This window comes from Halobaculum magnesiiphilum (assembly GCF_019823105.1).
GTDB lineage: Archaea > Halobacteriota > Halobacteria > Halobacteriales > Haloferacaceae > Halobaculum > Halobaculum magnesiiphilum.
The window spans coordinates 980,801-997,335 of the sequence record NZ_CP081958.1 but is presented as its reverse complement, the minus strand read 5'-3'; the positions used below and the strand labels follow the sequence as shown (position 1 = coordinate 997,335).

Genomic DNA, 16,535 nt, shown 5'->3' with positions numbered 1-16,535 from the left:
CGGTCCTACCTCACAAGTACCGGTCCTACCTCGCGAGTACCGGAACCGACTCCGTACTCGGACGGATCCGACCGACCGAACCCGACTCTACTGCCTCGGGCAGTCCGACGCTCGGCGGTACGGTTGGTATTACTAACCGACCACAGGTCCACGCCGACGTATGACAACAACGGGGGTGTCAGCGGATGCGACGGTCGACGAGTTCGCGGACACGCTGCGCGGAACGGTCCTGCAGCCGGGCGAGGATGGGTACGACGAGGCGCGGACGGTCTGGAACGCGACGGTCGACGAGCGGCCGGCGCTCGTCGTCCGATGCGCCGGGACCGCGGACGTTATCGCCGCGGTCCGCTTCGCGACGGAACACGACTATCCCATCTCGGTGAAGGGCGGCGGGCACAACATCGCCGGCAGGGGGGTCGCTGACGACGCGCTCACGATCGATCTCTCGCCGATGGACGCGGTCCGCGTCGACCCGGCCGCGAGGACCGCGCGGGTCGAGCCGGGCGTTCTCCTCAACGAACTCGACCACGAGACGCAGGCGTTCGGCCTCGCGACGCCGGTCGGGTTCAACTCGACGACCGGCGTCGCCGGACTGACGCTCGGCGGCGGGTTCGGGTGGCTCTCGCGGCGCCACGGGATGACCGTCGACAACCTCGTTTCGGCCGATGTCGTCACCGAGGACGGCGACCTCGTCCACGCGAGCGAGACGGAGAACGAGGACCTCTTCTGGGGCCTCAGGGGCGGCGGCGGCAACTTCGGCGTTGTCACGTCCTTCGAGTTCGCCCTCCACGAGGTCGGCCCGACGGTGCTGTCGGGCCCGATCGTCCACCCCTTCGAGGACACGGCGGCGGTGCTCTCGGAGTATCGCGACCTGGCCGCCGACGCACCCGACGAGGCCGCGGTGTGGTTCGTCATCAGGCACGCCCCGCCGCTGCCGTTCATTCCGGAGGAGTGGCACGGTCGAAAGGTCCTCATCCTGGCGGCGTTCTACGCGGGAGGGATGGAGGAGGGCGAGCGGGCGCTCCGGCCGTTCCGTGACATCGGCGACCCCATCGCCGACGCGGTCGGACCGCACCCGTACGCCGGGTGGCAGCAGGCGCTTGACGGCCTGGCGCCGGCGGGGAAACGGAACTACTGGAAGTCCCACAACTTCGTCGAGCTGACCGACGGCATGATCGACAACTTCGTCGAGTACGGCGAGACGATCCCCTCGGAGGGCACGGAGATCGCCTGCGCCCAGCTCGGCGGGGCGATCAACGACGTGCCCGTCGACGCGACGGCCTACCCCCACCGCGACGCCGAGTTCACGATGAACCTCCACACACAGTGGGAGGACCCCGAGCGCGACGAGGAGTGCATCGCGTGGGCTCGCGAGATGCACGAGACGATGACCCCGCACGCGACCGGCGGTGTCTACGCCAACTTCGTCCCCGAGGAGGTCGGCGACAGCCAGGCCGCCTACCGCGAGAACTACGACCGGCTCGTCGAGGTGAAGAACGCCTGGGACCCGGAGAACGTGTTCCGGCTGAACCACAACGTCGAGCCGACCGTGTAGGCGGGTCGCTCGACGCTCGACTGGCGTCGAGGCCGACCCGCCGGGCGCCACCACCCACCCTTATGCCCGCCCGCGGCGCCTTCCCGCTATGCGAGTCACGGTACTGGGCGCGGGGACGATGGGCGCCGGCATCGCGCAGGCGGCCGCGAGCGCCGGCCACGACGTCGCGCTGCGTGACGTGGAGGAGTCGTACGTCGAGGACGCCGTCGCCGACATCGACGACACTCTCTCGGAGGGCGTCGAGCGCGGGAAGGTGGAGCCGGCCGAGCGCGAGGCCGCCCTCGACCGGATCACCGGCACCACGGACCTGGCCGCGGCAGCCGACGGCGCCGACCTCGTGATCGAGGCGGTGCCGGAGGACATGGACCTCAAGAAGGACGTGCTCGGCGAGGCCGAGGGTCACGTCGCCGCCGACGCGGTGCTGGCGTCGAACACGTCCGCGCTGTCGGTGACAGAACTGGCGAGCGCGCTCGACCGCCCCGAGCGCCTGCTCGGCCTCCACTTCTTCAACCCGGTTCATCTCATGGGACTGGTCGAGGTCGTCGTCGCCGAGCGGACCGACGGGGCGGCGTTGGAGACGGCGCGCTCGTTCGTCGAGTCGCTGGACAAGACCGCCGTCGAGGTGCGCGACTCCCCCGGCTTCGCCTCCTCGCGGCTCGGCGTCGCGCTCGGCGCAGAGGCGATCCGGATGCACGAGGCGGGCGTCGCGAGCGCGGCCGACATCGACGCGGCGATGGAACTCGGGTACAACCATCCGATGGGGCCGCTGAAGCTGACGGACGTGGTCGGGCTGGACGTGCGCCTCGACGTGCTGGAGCACCTGCGCGGGGAGTTGGGGGAGCGCTTCCGCCCGCCGCAGGCGCTCAAGCGGAAGGTTCGCGCCGGCAAGCTGGGGAAGAAGACCGGCGAGGGGTTCTACGTTTGGGAGGACGGCGAGGCGGTGCGGCCGGCCGGCGAGGCGATACGGTCGGCCGACGAGTCGACGAAACCGGACGACGACGCGGGGGAGGAGCGATGACCGGCGAACCCGATTCCGACCCCGCGGCCGTCGCCGCCGACTGCGAGTTCGTCGACTGCGCGGTCGGCGACCGCGCCGACGGCGTCGCCACGGTCACGCTCTCGCGGCCGGACGCCCGCAACGCCCTGAACGCGCAGCTTCGCGAGGAACTGACGCGCGTCCTCGACGCCGTCGAGGCCGAGGGAAGCGACGTTCGGGTGGTCGTGCTCACCGGCAGCGACGAGGCGAAGGCGTTCGTCGCCGGCGCGGACGTGACCGAGCTGCGCGAGCGCGACATGGTCGAGCAGCGGCGCGCGAGCGAGCGCCCCCGGGTGTACGAGCGCGTCGCCGACCTCAGACAGCCGGTGATCGCGCGGATCAACGGCCACGCGCTCGGCGGCGGCTGCGAACTCGCGCAGGCGTGCGACGTTCGGATCGCCCACGAGCGCGCGAAGCTCGGCCAGCCGGAGATCTCCCTCGGGCTCATTCCCGGCGGGGGCGGCACCCAGCGGCTCGTCAGGCTCGTCGGCGAGGGACAGGCGATGAAGCTGATCTGCTCGGGTGAGCTGATCGACGCCGCCGAGGCCGCCGACATCGGCCTCGTCGACGAGGTGTACGGCGACGGCGACTTCGACGACAGCGTGTACGATCTGGCGGCGTCGATGGCCGACAAGAGCCCCGTCGCGCAGGAGCACGCGAAGAAGGCGGTGCGGGCCGCATCGCGGATGGGCCTGGACGAGGGGCTCGACTACGAGTCGGAGCTGTTCGTCGGGCTGTTCGCGACGCGGGACAAGGACGAGGGCATCGACGCGTTCCTCGACGATCGCGAGCCCGAGTGGGAGGGACGGTAGCGACGGAGCCTCGTTCGGGGACCGGGCGGACGCCCCCCGACCGTGGGCGGAATCAGTACCGCACCGCCGCGTCGACGATGCCGACCGTCTGCCCGACGCCGACGAGCGCGAGGCCCGCGATCCGGATCCTCGAGTCGGGGACAGCGCCGGCGACGAGGCCGCCGAGGTGGACGAGCGCGCCCGCAGCCGCCAGCCCCGCGGCCGTGTAGTTCACCGTTTGCGCGACCCCTCGGGACTCGCGACCGGTGTACCACAGCGCGGGTACGGGGAGGAGCGTCCAGCCGACGAGCGAGGTCGCGACCAGCGGGGACGACGCGGGGTCGCCGGCGACGAGGAGGCCGACCGTGCCCGCGAGCGTGACGGGGATCCCGACGAGGATCACCAGTCGCCACGCCCGGAGGACGCCCGCGGCCATGTCGGACCACGACAGGGCGACGAAGGCGACGAGCAGCACGTCCATCACGAGATGCGCGATCAGGACCGGCCGGTCAGCGACGAGCCCGAGGTGGGCGGCGATCGTGAACCCCCACGCCAGGGGGACGAGCCCGGCGGGCGCGGTCTCGCGGGTTCGCCGCAGCACGGTTACGACGCTCCGGTCAAGTCGTCCGGGTCGTCCGCGTCCTCGGCGTCGTCCTCGCCGTCGACCCGGACCCACTCCTCCAGCGTGAAGCGGTCGTACTCGGTCGACTCGATGAGCTCCCAGTCGGCCTCGTCCCAGTCGGGGTAGGTGGTGTCGCCCTCGTACTCGCCGTGGACGCGGCTGAGGGCCATCCGGTCGACGTGCGGCTGGAACAGCTCGTAGATCGCGCCCCCGCCGATCACGTAGGCGGTGTCGGCGTCGAGCGACTCGGCGATCGCGACCGCCTCGTCCACGTCGGCGGCGACGCGGGCCGAGTCGACCTCGACGGAGTCGACGCTGCGCGAGAGGACGATCTGCGCGGACCCCGGGAGGTCGTCGAGCATCGACTCGAACGTCGTCCGGCCGAGGATCACCGGATGGTCCGCGGTCCGGTCGCGATACTGCCGTTTGTCTTCGGGGATCGAGGGCCACGGGAGTTCGCCGTCGTCGCCGATGACGCCGTTGTCGGCGACGGCGGCGACGGACACGAGTTCGACCATACGGCGACCACGGCGGCGCGCGACAAACCGCTTTTCCCCGTTCCCCGGGGTCGGGCCGTTCGGGTCGAGCCGTTCGGGTCGCGCCGATCCTCTCCGAGCACTATCGCGGCCCGCTGGCTCCATCACGATTATGTACTCGCGGGGGCCGCGTTCACTCGATATGCAGATCGGAATCGTCGGCGTCGGCGGCGGCGGCACCGCGCTGGCGGACGCGCTGCTGGCGGACGAGGGGGGACGTGCCGTGGACTACGTCGCCGACGCGGTCGCGATCGACACCGACGCCGGCGATCTCGCGGCGCTTGAACGCGTCGACGAGGACGACCGCCATCTGATCGGCGCGGTCCACACCGAGGGCGAGGGCACCGCCGGCGACGCGAACCTCGCGTCGGAGATCGCCCGCGAGGAGCGCCCGGAGCTCCAGGCGGCGGTCGACTCGCTCCCGGTCGGGCGAACGGACGCCGCGCTCGTGTGCGCCGCGCTCGGCGGCGGCACCGCCGCCGGCGTCGCCCCGGCGGTCGTCGACCTGCTCGGGCAGGTGACGGGCACGCCGGTGTACGCGCTCGGGGTGCTCCCGGGCGTCGCCGAGTCCGGCGGCGACGGCGCCGCCACCGACGCGACGACGGACGGACCGAAGCGATCGCGAGGTTCCGGTTCCGGCGACGCCAACGGTGACGGCGCCGCCACCGGCAACGGCGACGCTGAGGACCGTTCGGAGCGACCCGCCCGCCCGCTCTCGTCCAACGCCGCGGGGGCGGTTCGCGCGCTCTCGGCCGCGAGCGACGATCTCCTGCTCGCCGATCTCGACGTGTGGCGCGCCAGCGGCGCCTCCTACGCGGCGGCGTGGCCGCGGCTGGACGACGCCGTCGCGGGGCGGCTCGCCCCGCTTCTGGCCGCCGGCGAGGCCGCCGACCCGACGCCCGAGCGCGTGCTCGACGCCAGCGAACTGACGAACACCCTCGGCGCCGGCGGCGTCACGGCGCTCGGTTCCGCGGGGGCCGAGGTGGAGAACGGCCGCCGGGAGGGGTTCGTCGGCGGCCTGATCGACCGCATCGGGGGCGCTGACGGGCCCGCCGTCGACGAGGGGGAGGCGGTGTCGGTCGCCACCAACGCCGCCCGGAAGGCGATCTCACATCAGCTCAGCCTCCCGTGTGATCTCACCAGCGCGTCGCGCGCGGCCGTCGTCTTCCACGCGCCGCCGGCGTGGCTCAGTCGCCGCGGGCTCGAACGCGCGCGCGGTCTCATCGAGGAGGAGACGGGCGTGCCCGAGATCCGCTGGGGCGACTACCCCGACCCGACCGCCGAGGAGTTCCGGGTCACGGTGCTGCTGTCCGGGATCTCGACCGCCGACCGTCTCGCCGCGCTCGGGGACGAGGTCGATCCCACGCGGCTGGAGTAACCGACGCGGCGGCCGCGTGGTCCGAAGTTCCGCCCGCGGCGATGTCGCCCGTCGCGGACGACCGAACCGACCCGTTCATGACGATGCCCGCGCGAGCGCCGTGTATGTCCACCGACGGGGACGACGACCCCACAGTACCCATCGTCTGCGAGGAGTGCGACACCCGGACGCGCGTCCCGCTGTCGGACCTCGCCGACCAACTGGAGCGACACAACGAGACGCGCCACGACGGGGAGGACGTCGCCGTCGTCGACCCCGCGCTCGCCGACCGGATCGCCGATCTGGTCGTCGAGGACATGGGACTGCTGGACGAGGAGTAAGCGGGGGATCGGGGGAATCGCGCTCGGCGAATCGACGAAAATTGTACTCGGCGATCAGTCGTCGGCCGCCATCTGCGACTGGAGGTGGGCGCCGATCTGCTCGACTTCCTCCTCGAACTGATCGAGGTCGTACTCCTGGGCGTGAAGCATGCTGCTGTACCGCGGCGTGTAGCCGGCCAGGAACGACAGCTCCGTCAGCTCCTCGTCGGTCGCGCCGTGTAGTTTCGCCGCCTCGCGGTGGAAGTGGATGCAATACGGACACTTCAGGTTCGCCGCGACCGCGAGGTTGATCAATTCCTTATACTTGGCCGGGATCGTCGTCTCACCCAGCGCCATCCGCTTGAAGGTCGGCCACTCGTTGACCAGGTCGTCACGGTGCATGTCGCCGAAGAAGCCCGGAACTATCCCGAGCGTCTCCTCGATCTCCGTCACGGTGTCGTCGTACGAGTCCGCCGTCGATGTTGTCGCCATGTCTGGTGTCTCCGGTGACGGACGGCCCGCCACGCGTGACCCGTAACGCGTCGCCGCTGCTTTGTTATGAATCGGGAAGGATCCGGTACGGTCGGGCACGGGCTGCAGTACTGTCAGCCGGACGACTCGATATCGACTCCGATCAGGCGCGCGAACTCCGACGACAGGCTCACCCTTGCGGCGGTAGGGTGTCCTTCGCCGACTCGTCGCTCGGAGGCGAACTCGTCGTCCACGAACGCGACCCCACGCCCGGATCAGCAGCTATCGCCCCCCGGTAGGGCTCACTTGCTCCCGGAGCGCCCACGTGTCGGCCGTCGGATCCAGGTTCGAGGGCTCGGTTCCGCGGGTCGTCAGAATTCCCGCGTGATACAGCATGGCCTTGAGTTGGAACACCGTGGGCGCGTGATACACGTCTCCGTCGGTCAGCGCCGCGCGCTGGAGTTCGCCGTCCGCGTCCAACACGCGGCCCCGAACGTCGTCGTCGCCGCGGACGAACAGCTCGACCGTGAACGAGGGGTGCAGCTCGTGGAGGTACTCGACGACCTGCGGCAGCGTCGGCTCTGGGACGCCGTCCTCGTGGAGGCGCTGGAGCTCCTCGACGAGCAGTTGCGTCGCCGGATACGCGTAGACCACCCTGCGGGTGAGCAGCCCCCACTTTGGCGCGATGTCGGAAAACCGCCTCCGTGACCGCTTCCACTCGTCGAACTCGGCCAACGCGGACTCGACGGAGCCGTACTCCGCGAGCGCGAACCGAACGACTTCCTTCCCCAGCGGCGTCAGCCGCACCCCGTCGGGTCGCTCCTCGACGAGGTTCAGAAACGCGGCGCCGGTGCGAGCGGCGTCGACGGCGCGAACGACGTGCTCGGAGAGCACGCGCTCCGTCTCGTCGGGGTGGTACAGCGCCAGCGGATACGCGAGGTAGTTCTTCGGGTGGTTGAGGCCGAACGACTTGTCGGCGACGCCCTGCGCGCTCGCCTGAAACCGGATCGCGGTCGTCTCGCTCGTCGTCCGGTTGCCGACGACGCGCGGCACCTCGACGGCGTCGACCGCGCCGTCGGCGTCGACGGCGAGGACGCCGACGTTGAGTTCGCGAGCGAGCGTCCGGACCGACCCGCCGATCGAGGCGACGGGCGCCGCGACGTACACGGCGTTGGCCTCGTCGAGTCGGTCGTACGCCTGGACGACGCCGCGCTCCACGTCGACGCCGCCGCGGTCGTCGTACCCCTTCGCCTCGACGGCGACGAGCGGCGGCTCCTCCCCCAGCCGGTCGACGGCCAGGAGATCCGGATCGAGGACGCGAACGCCGACCAGGTCCGGGTACCCCGAGCCGACGCGGACGTGGTTGAACGGCGCGAGCAGTTCCGTGACGCTCGAATCGATCGCTCCGTCGGCGAGCCACCGGTCGGCGGCGAACTGCGTGTCGACGACGGCGTACCCGTCGTCGGCGTCGTCGGGGAAGAGGCGGCGCTTCGTGTGCGCGAGGACCTGCGGTTCCGTCAGCGAGCGCGCCGCGCTTGCCATCGAATCCGGCTTTCGACGGCGGGGACATGAAGATTCGGCTCTCGGGAACCTCGGGAGCGGGTCGGCTCATTCCCCCGTTCGATTTCCTCCGGCCGCTACGGGCGTGCTGAATACGGCAGCGGTTCGTCCCGGACGTACTGGGTCGGGGGGATCCGTCCATTTATCTCCCTGTCATCAGAGGTCACTACCATGTCCGACCGGCCGCCGACGAGCGTCCTCCTGCCGACGACGCGGTGGACCGACGCGTGCGCGGAGCTGGCCGCCCAACTCGGGGCCGGCGACGAGCTGTTGATCGTCCACGACGACGAGGGCGACCCCGTCGCCGAACGGAAGGACCACCCCGAGGGCGTCCGCCTCGTCGCGGCCGGTGAACCGGAGCAGTGCTCGGGAAAGGCCAACGCCATCGCTGCCGGGATGGGGGCCGCGCGCCACGACCGACTCGTCTGGACGGACGACGACTTCCACCATCCCCCGGACTGGCTGGCGACCTTCACCGCGGACTACGAGACACACGGGCCGGTGTCGGAGGTGCCGTACTTCGTCGGTCGAGACCCTCTCTCGGTGCTCCTCGAACCGCTGTACGCATCGGCAGGCTCGCTGGGACTGTACCTCGGCAACCAGATCTGGGGCGGCGCGGTCGTGTTCGAGCGAACCGACATCGACGAGGCCGCGTTTCTCGACGACCTTCGGCGGACCGTCAGTGACGATGGGCTCCTCATGGAGTACCTCCAGGTGACGACGGTCGGCCGAACGCGCATCGTCCCCATCGGGGGGACCATTCGCGAGGCGATCGAACGCCCGGTCCGGTGGACGCAGATCCTCCGGTGGCACTTCCCCGGGACCGTCGCCGGGATATGCGTCTTTTCGCTGCTCGTCCTCGTGGGTGCGGTGTCGGCTCCGTTGCCTGCGGCGGTGATTCTGACGCTGGTGCACCTCGCCGTCAACGAGGTCCTTGGCGTTCGCCGGTGGACGGCCGTGCTGGCCTACCCGTCGCTGTTCGTGTTCGTCCCCCTCCTGTTCTACGGGCTCGTCCGCCGGACGTTCGTCTGGGGCGGCCGGCGCTATCGCTGGCACGGGAAGTTCGACGTCGAGGTCGTCGAGTAGCGATCCCACGCAGCACCCCGGCGACGACCCGCCCTGAGTCACTGGATGAGTCCCGCTTCGTGAACGAGCGCGACACGAATCTGGCGATGTGAACACGATCGTCCCGACAGATCGGGAGGGTGTTGTGTCGATCGGCGATCGATCTTCCGGAACGGGACGAGTTTGGCTGTACGCGAACACCTGAGAGATCCACTCACCCAAGCGGGCGTCGAAACGAACGCAAAATCAGGCCCGTTCGAGCGAGAATCGCCGCACCGTCGGGCGATTATTGTACCGCAAATCTATGGCCGCTGCAGGCTCCGGTTCGACCGTCTCACACCAGTTGCATCTACCGCTCAATACAGATATCTGCGCCTTCGATGCGATATCTCTGCTCTGTCTCTTGTGAGGTAGGACAATCATGTATCAGATGTTTCAGCACACATACGCTCCTGTATCCGCTCCGGATCGTGCGTCGTCTCCTGTCTCTGTACAAATCTGTCCTGTGTCAGGAGTGAGGAGGTCTCCCGATACGACTCGAACCTCTCCTCAGCCCAATTACGAACCGTCTCGTCGTCGGTTTCGATCAGAGCGAGCGGAGCGCCCTTGTCGTCATCGATTCCAAAGTACACGACGCCATCGTTAATCCCGACAACATCTGCAATGGGTTCCTCGGCGACGAACACCGTTGCTTGGTCATCTGTGAGAATATCCGTGAACTGTGAACGGTGTGCCGGCTCGGTCATCGTTTCGACGACGTTCGGCGTGACCACTGCCTCGAACTGATGGGTACCGGTCGTGATCGCCTCCCAGTGTGCGTTCAGACACGGGAGCGGGAGCGCATGTGTAAGGACCCGTGACTGCCGAGCAGTGCGCTCAAGCTCACTCGCGCGGAGCATCGGCGCGAGCGGATTGTTCCGGCTTGGCAGCGTGACTGTTGCATCGGTGAGACAACTCAGCTCGAATGCCAGCGTGTCCGTCGAGAGCCACTGTTCGACGGTACGCAGTTGTCGTGCGGTGTCCATCATCTCCAGTAAGTCGGTGAACTCGTCGTGAACCCACGTACCGAGTGACGTGATCCGTGCGCTCTGTCCGTGCTGGGTGATCCAGACACGCGCTTCGAAGTCGTCGAGAATCCGGGCCAGCGTCGGGCGCGAAGCATCGGTGGCATCCATCAACTCGTCACGCGTGTGCGTTCGCTCGTCGCTCAGCACCGTGAGGAGGTCGATTCGGTTCTCGGACAACGCAAGAAACGCGACGTCATCGAGTGCCGAGTTCATGTATATTGATAACACATACCACACTAAATAGCATAGGGTGACCACCTCGCGGGGATGTCGATCGATCGGGGGAACCGGCCCGATAGCTAAAACCGGGGAAGTGTACGGCACTTTCGGAATGCCCCAACAGATCGGAGTCGTCCCGGAACAGTTCACTGGATAGGCCCATTCTCGTCTCGAATGCTTCGTTCACACTGTGAGCAGTGTTCAGGGGATATTGCGAATAGCCTCCTCCGCCGAGAGAGATGTGGAGTCCGTGACTCCGCGGAGAACCTATGGCAACAACAGTTCAAGAGAACAAAGAACTCGTTCGGCGGTTCATCAGCGAGGCGAACGCCCAGAACTACGACCAGGTGAGAGCGCTGTTCACCGCCGATTATACGCGACACGACCCGGATGCTGACGTCGCCGAACAGGGTCCGGAGCCGTTCATTACGGCACTACAGCGACTTCACGAGGCGTTCCCCGACAGCGAAGTCCTCATTGGCGAACTCATTGCCGAGGACGACCTGGTGGCGTTCGAAGGGACGATGACGGGCACGCACGAGGGCGTCTTCCGGGGTGTCGATCCGACAGACGAGAGAATGGAAATTCCCGGTACCGCCATGCACCGCATCAGGGACGGGAAGATCGCGGAAACGTGGGCCACCTGGAACTTCCTCGCCGCACTTCAGCAACTCGACGTAATCGACGAGCCGATTGCATAGCGCACGCGTGTCTCTCACCTTCTCGCTCGTGTCTTACTGGAACGTCCACGTGGTGGTGTTTCCAGGGTCCGGTACACGACAGTACTGTTCAGTGTACTTCCTCCCGGGGCACATTCTCCTGTGGATACGGGCAGTGAGCCGTCCGGCCCGTCACCCGGGCGACCGCGGCGAGAACCGGAAACAGGACACGCTGGACGGAGCGTGGCGGCCGTGCAGGAACGACCACCTCCGGATACTCCCGAAGCAGCAGGACCGTCTGAAGCAGGTTGCTGAAGCCCGAGTGGTCGCCGTGGGCGTGCGCGGCGCCGAACCGCGCGGTCAGTGCCTCCCGCCACCGTCCGGGTGGAGCAACTTCGCGTCGGAAGTACGTGGATTCTGCCTCCGTGTACGAGACGTGGGGTTCCCCCGCAGGGACGACGATTTCCTCACCAGCGTCGATGCGGTTGTCGATTCCGTTGATCTGCACGACGAGGTGTCCCTCGTGAACGACGAACCGCTCCTCCGTAGCGGGGTGGTAGTGCGCTGGCGGTGGTTCTCTGTCTGCCGGCCGCCACTCGTTCCACACCAGTCTCTCATCGTTTGAGGCATCTTCGTCGAAGACGATTCGTTCGCCCGTCCCCGGATTACTGATCTCGGTTGGTAGGTGCATGACATCTGCTCGTTGTGAAGGTATGAGCTGTTGAGCAGCAGTATTCTCCAAGCGGTTCACCGACGCTCAGTCCGCCGTCTCGACGACGGCCAGTTCCACCGGATCATCGCCGACGACGGTCGTCGTATGCCCGCTGCCGCTCGTATCCTCCGCCAGAAGGACGCTTCCCGGCGGGAACTGCCGTCTCTCTCCGTCGCTGGCGCTGACTTCCATCTCTCCGGCCAGTACGATCCAGTAATTACGGGCCGGGGCGACGTGTGGGTCGTCCACATCCTCGGGCCACCCAGCGGGCAACGTCACGAATGAGACGTTCTCGGCGGGTGTGGGCGAAGACATATTCACCGGGGGAGCCGGTGGAGCGATATCAGCCTTGTCGAGCGCAACCTGCTCGTCGCTGAAATGCGACTCTCCATCCGCGTCGGCAGAGATCCGTGTGTAGGTCATCACTGATCCGCCTTCGTTGGGAGTGGTTGGGGACGGCATAGTCGTGGGGCGTCTCGTTCATCGGTTCGACTCACGATGATAGTATGGGGCTTACTTCGTTCACGGTAGCTTCGCTGTTCATCGTGTGAACACGCCACGAGTGAATAGAAGGCGATAGAAGTCCGCTCCTCTACAACGTGCCGAGCGGAGTTGAACGATGGTACGCTGAGATGATCACGGAGAAACTGCCCGTGTCAAGGACAACCTCGCCGCAGTCGGGCGAGTACACCTCTCGAAAATATGAGCGCCGCAGGCTCCGGTTCGACGGTCAAACGAATCGACCTTTCAGACGTGAGGCGGCCGAATTCGAGCGTTTTCGTGATCAGAATTAGGCACTCGACATACTGTCCTGTGATCGGATGAGAGAGACATCGCGCAGCGTCACACGAATTGCCCGCCTCGGCAACCACAGCAAGTGACTCGGCTACTCTGTTATCGATCGTCGTGTCGGTGGGGTAAATCGTTTTCAGGCTCGTATCCGTACTCGATTCATGGGCCACGATAGCATACCACACCAAAATGCGGTGTCACCGATCGGTGACATCGCGTATCTCGCGCGGTCCGAACACCGGGTCCCGACACTAATCGCGCTGACGGAGCGTCCTCGGAGTCGCTCTGAACTCTGTGAGCTGGGCGGTGTTTCGTCCTCCACAATGCGGCGGACGTTGGACGAGTTCGAAGCCCGGATCTGGATCCGCAAAGACGGCTACCAATATACAGCGACACGGCTCGGGGAGGTGATCGCTTCAGGAATGGAAGACCTGATCGAACAGGTCGAAATAGAGCGGAAATTGCGTGATATCTGGCACTGGCTTCCCGACGAGGTCAGCGAATTGTCCATCGAGACGTGGGAAGCGATGACGATCACTGTCGCCGAACCCGATTCACCGTACCGCCCGATCGACCGATTCGAGTCGCTTCTCACGGAGACGAACGAACTTCGCTTAATTCGTCCTGAGATTGCCTTGATGGAACCGTGCTTTGAGGTTCTCGTTCAACTGGTTGACGAGGGAGTCGACGTAGTTTTGGTGGCTAGACCAGAGAGCCATACGTACTTTCTTTCGACGTACCCGGAGCACAGCGCAGACATGATGCAACAGGACAATTTCACCGTTCTGGAGCACGATGCCCTCCCCCCATGTGGAACCGGTCTTCTCGATGAGCGTGTCACCATCAGCTGTTACGAACAGGACAGTGGGACGGTCCACGTATTGATCGACACCGACGTAGCGGCTGTCCGCGAGTGGGCACAGTCGGTGTGCGAAACGTACGTGTCGGAGGGTCAGCCAGTCGAACCCCTGTAAACGAAGACGACTGATGTGATCGGTTCATACCGTATTGGAATCTCGGCTTGTTCTGAGGAGTTCATCTCGGAGTCGAGCCGGGGAGGTTCGATCCAAACCGACCTCGGATCGCAGGAGGTGATACTTTTCCAGTGACTGCCAGACCTGTAGTTCCTGGCGAACTATCACAAATTAACTACAGTATCTTCCCTATCGTAGTGTCTCTGGCAGGGAGCGGAGACAAATGACCGACGACCAGCGAACATCGCACGGCATCGACCTCGAAACACTCGAAGGGTTCACCGAACACGCAGCTGAGGTGCCCGAAGCTGTCCAGCTTGGCCTCGGGGCGTCAGCAACCTACGAAGGGACGGCTGCCCATAGCTTGGCAAAGATCGATAGCTACGAGCTCGGAGGCGAGACAATAGCCCGTGAAACGCGAGAATACACGATTCCCTACGGCGGCTGGAAGGAAGTGTTGCACGCTAGTGGGTGGATCGGCGCGACCGACCGGATGGAGCCGATTGAAGCGGCGCTGTCGGCGCTGGCCGCCTGTATCAACGTCGGCATCACGATCAACGCCGCCGCCAGCGATGTGGACATCGACCACCTCCAGACGCGCGTCCGGACCGATTTCGATCCGGCGGTTCTGTTCAGCCTCACGGAACTCAAAGAGGCCGACTCTGCCTTCGAGAACCTCACCGCCGAAGTCGAGATAGACGGCGCGGACCTCGATCAGGACCAGATCGACGAGTGGGCACGGCGGGCACCCGTCTACACGCTCGTCTCGCTTGCCCAGAACGTCGAGATGACCGTCGCAACTCCCGCCGAGGTGGCGGGCGACGACTAACGGAGACCACCGATGAGCGAAGCACTCGACACGGACAAACTCGAACGCGAGGTCAAGTCGATGTATCAGGAGGTCGCGGAGTCCTCCGACGCCGAGTTCCACTTCGAGACGGGCCGCGATCTCGCCGTCCGCCTCGGGTACGACCCCGACGATCTCGACTACGTCCCGGACGTGGCCATCGACTCGTTCGCGGGCGTTGGCTACTACTTCGACGTGGCAGAGCTTGAATCAGGTGCGGACGTGCTTGACCTCGGCAGTGGCTCGGGGATGGACGCCTTCGTCGCCGGGCTACACGTAACTGAGACCGGTGCAGTGACGGGCATCGATATGACTACGGAGCAAGTCGAGAAGGCCAACGACCTCGCAACGGACAACGGCTTCCACAACGTCACCTTCCGCGAAGGGTATATCGAGGAGCTCCCGTTCGAGGACGCCTCGTTCGACGCGGTGATCTCGAACGGCGTACTCAACCTTTCCGCCGAGAAGAGAACGGTCTTCGAGGAGGCGAACCGGGTGCTCAAACCGGGCGGACAGCTGGCTCTCTCCGACATCGTCAGTGAACAACGGATGCCCGAGAGCATCAAGTCCGACGCGGACCTGTGGGCCGCCTGTATCGGTGGTGCCGAACAGATCGGCAGCTACACGAGGCTCATCGAAGCTGCTGGCTTCTCAGTGACGGAGACCCGAGAGAACACACAGTACGAATTCCTCTCTGATCGGGCGGCCAACGCGTGCGGGAAGTACGGTGTCAAGAGCGTCACGGTCGGGGCAATAAAGTGAACCTCATGGCGACAGAACAATCAGTCACGGACGAACAGGGAGAACAGGTCCAGTTCGAGTCACAGGTCCGAAACGGAGCGGCACTGATGGCCCTCCCCGGGATCGCGTTCGTCGGCTACGGGATCGTATTTCTCGTGTTGAATTTCGTGGGGAGCGGATTCGAACTCGGAGTCAGTACACTGGCCGGGATGACGGCCGCCGATCTCGATCCGACGGTGGCGTACTACATTAGTCACCTCCACGTCGCCACCGCTGCGTTCATCATCTCAACGGGTATCGCCGTCGCGGGCCTCTCGTGGTACGGCGTACGCCAGGGGCTCACGTGGGCGTGGGCAACGGCGATCATCAGTGCCGTCGTCGGCTTGGCGCTCGCGTTACCGATGCATTGGACGGGAGATGCGTTCGCTCACGATTGGGTGACGCATCTCGGACCGATCTACCTGGCGACGATCGTCTTCATCGTCGGGGTCGTATTGTCGTACCGAGGAGTTCAGACTACGTAGCTGATCTCACCGAGCCCTGCCTTCATGTATGAGTTCGATATCGGGCGTCGTACTGCACACTGGTCAGGGGGTGACCCTTGGGGAGTACCTGTTTCGGGTGATCCTTCATCTACTCGTCGTCGTCGGTATCGGTGTAACCGTCCACTGGGCCATCCGAGCGTTCGAAACCATTCGTTCGGAGAACGAAAGGCGGGGAAGAGTCAATGACAACGAGCCGTGACTGCTAATAGACTTCTGATGCGTCGCAGGAACCCGTGTCATCAGAACCTCGCCCCGCGGAGAAACGTGGCCACGATCTACTCGTGAACCGTCTATTACGAACGGTGAACTCTATGGGCGCTGCAGGACCGTGAACCACGCCGAGACGGTCGCCTCGCTCCGCTCGGCGCTGCGACTCGTCTGGTTCAAATCCTTCCCGCGAGATCGTTCGCTCCTCACTTCGTTCGTCGCAGAACGATGGGCGCTGCAGGATTTGAACCCGCGGCAACTTGGTCCGAAGCCAAGCACTCTGTCCAGACTGAGCTAAGCGCCCTCGCACGTTGGTATCCGACAGTCCCGTTTAACTCCCGCGCTTTTGACCGCCGATCCGAGGCGAAGATATATATACAACACTCGTTAGTGACCGATCGGCGACGACGGCCACCAACGGTCGGGGCGGAGGCGGGCAGTCGGTCGGGCGTCGGTTCC

General features: G+C 65.9%; 18 protein-coding genes and 1 tRNA gene. 11 read left to right on the top strand and 8 right to left on the bottom strand.

Annotated features, from left to right (window positions below; genetic code table 11):
* Nucleotides 1–160: 160 nt before the first annotated feature.
* The 3 genes from K6T50_RS05005 (at nucleotide 161) to K6T50_RS04995 (ending at nucleotide 3,403) form a co-directional block, all read left to right on the top strand.
* On the top strand, nucleotides 161–1,555 hold the full coding sequence (locus tag K6T50_RS05005; protein ID WP_222608303.1) for an FAD-binding oxidoreductase: 1,395 nt from the start codon (nucleotides 161–163) through the stop codon (nucleotides 1,553–1,555).
* Nucleotides 1,556–1,643: 88 nt separating this feature from the next.
* Complete coding sequence (locus K6T50_RS05000; protein ID WP_222608302.1) at nucleotides 1,644–2,573, top strand: 3-hydroxyacyl-CoA dehydrogenase family protein; 930 nt, start codon at nucleotides 1,644–1,646, stop codon at nucleotides 2,571–2,573.
* Complete coding sequence (locus K6T50_RS04995; protein ID WP_222608301.1) at nucleotides 2,570–3,403, top strand: enoyl-CoA hydratase/isomerase family protein; 834 nt, start codon at nucleotides 2,570–2,572, stop codon at nucleotides 3,401–3,403. Before K6T50_RS05000 ends, K6T50_RS04995 begins: the two co-directional genes overlap by 4 nt.
* Nucleotides 3,404–3,455: 52 nt before the next feature.
* Here the strand turns inward: K6T50_RS04995 and K6T50_RS04990 are convergent, their stop codons facing one another.
* The gene (locus K6T50_RS04990) at nucleotides 3,456–3,983 is read right to left on the bottom strand and encodes a hypothetical protein (protein ID WP_222608300.1); all 528 of its coding nucleotides are present in this window, start codon (nucleotides 3,981–3,983) and stop codon (nucleotides 3,456–3,458) included.
* Between the two features lie 2 nt (nucleotides 3,984–3,985).
* A complete protein-coding gene (locus K6T50_RS04985; protein ID WP_222608299.1) occupies nucleotides 3,986–4,522 on the bottom strand; it encodes a dihydrofolate reductase in 537 nt (178 codons plus the stop codon).
* A gap of 160 nt (nucleotides 4,523–4,682) precedes the next feature.
* Here K6T50_RS04985 and K6T50_RS04980 point away from each other — a divergent pair, with 160 nt between their 5' ends.
* Together K6T50_RS04980 and K6T50_RS04975 are read left to right on the top strand one after the other, a co-directional pair.
* Complete coding sequence (locus tag K6T50_RS04980) at nucleotides 4,683–5,918, top strand: FtsZ/tubulin family protein (protein WP_222608298.1); 1,236 nt, start codon at nucleotides 4,683–4,685, stop codon at nucleotides 5,916–5,918.
* A 104-nt stretch (nucleotides 5,919–6,022) separates the two neighbouring features.
* On the top strand, nucleotides 6,023–6,238 hold the full coding sequence (locus K6T50_RS04975) for a DUF8149 family protein (RefSeq protein ID WP_222608297.1): 216 nt from the start codon (nucleotides 6,023–6,025) through the stop codon (nucleotides 6,236–6,238).
* A 54-nt stretch (nucleotides 6,239–6,292) separates the two neighbouring features.
* Here the strand turns inward: K6T50_RS04975 and K6T50_RS04970 are convergent, their stop codons facing one another.
* Nucleotides 6,293–6,709, bottom strand: a complete 417-nt coding sequence (locus tag K6T50_RS04970) for a carboxymuconolactone decarboxylase family protein (RefSeq protein WP_222608296.1) — start codon at nucleotides 6,707–6,709, stop codon at nucleotides 6,293–6,295.
* 261 nt (nucleotides 6,710–6,970) lie between these two features.
* On the bottom strand, nucleotides 6,971–8,230 hold the full coding sequence (locus K6T50_RS04965; protein ID WP_222608295.1) for a hypothetical protein: 1,260 nt from the start codon (nucleotides 8,228–8,230) through the stop codon (nucleotides 6,971–6,973).
* Nucleotides 8,231–8,419: 189 nt separating this feature from the next.
* On the opposite strand from K6T50_RS04965, the gene K6T50_RS04960 reads away from it, so the two are divergent.
* Nucleotides 8,420–9,334, top strand: a complete 915-nt coding sequence (locus K6T50_RS04960) for a glycosyltransferase family 2 protein (RefSeq protein ID WP_222608294.1) — start codon at nucleotides 8,420–8,422, stop codon at nucleotides 9,332–9,334.
* 398 nt (nucleotides 9,335–9,732) lie between these two features.
* Here K6T50_RS04960 and K6T50_RS04955 read toward each other — a convergent pair whose 3' ends face one another.
* The gene (locus tag K6T50_RS04955) at nucleotides 9,733–10,593 is read right to left on the bottom strand and encodes a helix-turn-helix transcriptional regulator (protein WP_222608293.1); all 861 of its coding nucleotides are present in this window, start codon (nucleotides 10,591–10,593) and stop codon (nucleotides 9,733–9,735) included.
* 275 nt (nucleotides 10,594–10,868) lie between these two features.
* Here K6T50_RS04955 and K6T50_RS04950 point away from each other — a divergent pair, with 275 nt between their 5' ends.
* Complete coding sequence (locus tag K6T50_RS04950) at nucleotides 10,869–11,300, top strand: ester cyclase (RefSeq protein ID WP_222608292.1); 432 nt, start codon at nucleotides 10,869–10,871, stop codon at nucleotides 11,298–11,300.
* Nucleotides 11,301–11,388: 88 nt separating this feature from the next.
* On the opposite strand, the gene K6T50_RS04945 is transcribed toward K6T50_RS04950, so the two are convergent.
* Both K6T50_RS04945 and K6T50_RS04940 read right to left on the bottom strand, forming a co-directional pair.
* A complete protein-coding gene (locus tag K6T50_RS04945) occupies nucleotides 11,389–12,009 on the bottom strand; it encodes a cupin domain-containing protein (RefSeq protein WP_222608291.1) in 621 nt (206 codons plus the stop codon).
* Nucleotides 12,010–12,015: 6 nt separating this feature from the next.
* Nucleotides 12,016–12,393: a cupin domain-containing protein gene (locus K6T50_RS04940; protein ID WP_222608290.1), complete on the bottom strand. Its 378-nt coding sequence runs from the start codon at nucleotides 12,391–12,393 to the stop codon at nucleotides 12,016–12,018.
* Between the two features lie 530 nt (nucleotides 12,394–12,923).
* On the opposite strand from K6T50_RS04940, the gene K6T50_RS04935 reads away from it, so the two are divergent.
* The 4 genes from K6T50_RS04935 to K6T50_RS04920 all read left to right on the top strand — a co-directional run bounded on the left by K6T50_RS04935 (nucleotide 12,924) and on the right by K6T50_RS04920 (nucleotide 15,848).
* Nucleotides 12,924–13,736 carry a helix-turn-helix transcriptional regulator gene (locus K6T50_RS04935; RefSeq protein ID WP_222608289.1) on the top strand — a complete coding sequence of 271 codons (813 nt, stop codon included), beginning with the start codon at nucleotides 12,924–12,926 and terminating at the stop codon, nucleotides 13,734–13,736.
* 223 nt (nucleotides 13,737–13,959) lie between these two features.
* Complete coding sequence (locus tag K6T50_RS04930; RefSeq protein ID WP_222608288.1) at nucleotides 13,960–14,565, top strand: OsmC family protein; 606 nt, start codon at nucleotides 13,960–13,962, stop codon at nucleotides 14,563–14,565.
* Between the two features lie 12 nt (nucleotides 14,566–14,577).
* Nucleotides 14,578–15,345 (top strand): methyltransferase domain-containing protein, encoded by a 768-nt coding sequence (locus K6T50_RS04925; RefSeq protein WP_345778653.1) that lies wholly within the window; start codon nucleotides 14,578–14,580, stop codon nucleotides 15,343–15,345.
* 5 nt (nucleotides 15,346–15,350) lie between these two features.
* On the top strand, nucleotides 15,351–15,848 hold the full coding sequence (locus K6T50_RS04920) for a hypothetical protein (protein ID WP_222608286.1): 498 nt from the start codon (nucleotides 15,351–15,353) through the stop codon (nucleotides 15,846–15,848).
* A 457-nt stretch (nucleotides 15,849–16,305) separates the two neighbouring features.
* Here the strand turns inward: K6T50_RS04920 and K6T50_RS04915 are convergent.
* Nucleotides 16,306–16,380, bottom strand: a tRNA-Arg gene (locus tag K6T50_RS04915).
* Nucleotides 16,381–16,535 lie beyond the last annotated feature (155 nt).

Bases quoted from the DNA above. Each gene is read 5' to 3' on its own strand.
- K6T50_RS05005 (WP_222608303.1), top strand. From the start codon at position 161: ATGACAACAACGGGGGTGTCAGCGGATGCGACGGTCGACGAGTTCGCG.
- K6T50_RS05000 (WP_222608302.1), top strand. From the start codon at position 1,644: ATGCGAGTCACGGTACTGGGCGCGGGGACGATGGGCGCCGGCATCGCG.
- K6T50_RS04995 (WP_222608301.1), top strand. From the start codon at position 2,570: ATGACCGGCGAACCCGATTCCGACCCCGCGGCCGTCGCCGCCGACTGC.
- K6T50_RS04985 (WP_222608299.1), bottom strand. From the start codon at position 4,522: ATGGTCGAACTCGTGTCCGTCGCCGCCGTCGCCGACAACGGCGTCATC.
- K6T50_RS04980 (WP_222608298.1), top strand. From the start codon at position 4,683: ATGCAGATCGGAATCGTCGGCGTCGGCGGCGGCGGCACCGCGCTGGCG.
- K6T50_RS04975 (WP_222608297.1), top strand. From the start codon at position 6,023: ATGTCCACCGACGGGGACGACGACCCCACAGTACCCATCGTCTGCGAG.
- K6T50_RS04970 (WP_222608296.1), bottom strand. From the start codon at position 6,709: ATGGCGACAACATCGACGGCGGACTCGTACGACGACACCGTGACGGAG.
- K6T50_RS04965 (WP_222608295.1), bottom strand. From the start codon at position 8,230: ATGGCAAGCGCGGCGCGCTCGCTGACGGAACCGCAGGTCCTCGCGCAC.
- K6T50_RS04960 (WP_222608294.1), top strand. From the start codon at position 8,420: ATGTCCGACCGGCCGCCGACGAGCGTCCTCCTGCCGACGACGCGGTGG.
- K6T50_RS04955 (WP_222608293.1), bottom strand. From the start codon at position 10,593: ATGAACTCGGCACTCGATGACGTCGCGTTTCTTGCGTTGTCCGAGAAC.
- K6T50_RS04950 (WP_222608292.1), top strand. From the start codon at position 10,869: ATGGCAACAACAGTTCAAGAGAACAAAGAACTCGTTCGGCGGTTCATC.
- K6T50_RS04940 (WP_222608290.1), bottom strand. From the start codon at position 12,393: ATGACCTACACACGGATCTCTGCCGACGCGGATGGAGAGTCGCATTTC.
- K6T50_RS04935 (WP_222608289.1), top strand. From the start codon at position 12,924: ATGGGCCACGATAGCATACCACACCAAAATGCGGTGTCACCGATCGGT.
- K6T50_RS04930 (WP_222608288.1), top strand. From the start codon at position 13,960: ATGACCGACGACCAGCGAACATCGCACGGCATCGACCTCGAAACACTC.
- K6T50_RS04925 (WP_345778653.1), top strand. From the start codon at position 14,578: ATGAGCGAAGCACTCGACACGGACAAACTCGAACGCGAGGTCAAGTCG.
- K6T50_RS04920 (WP_222608286.1), top strand. From the start codon at position 15,351: ATGGCGACAGAACAATCAGTCACGGACGAACAGGGAGAACAGGTCCAG.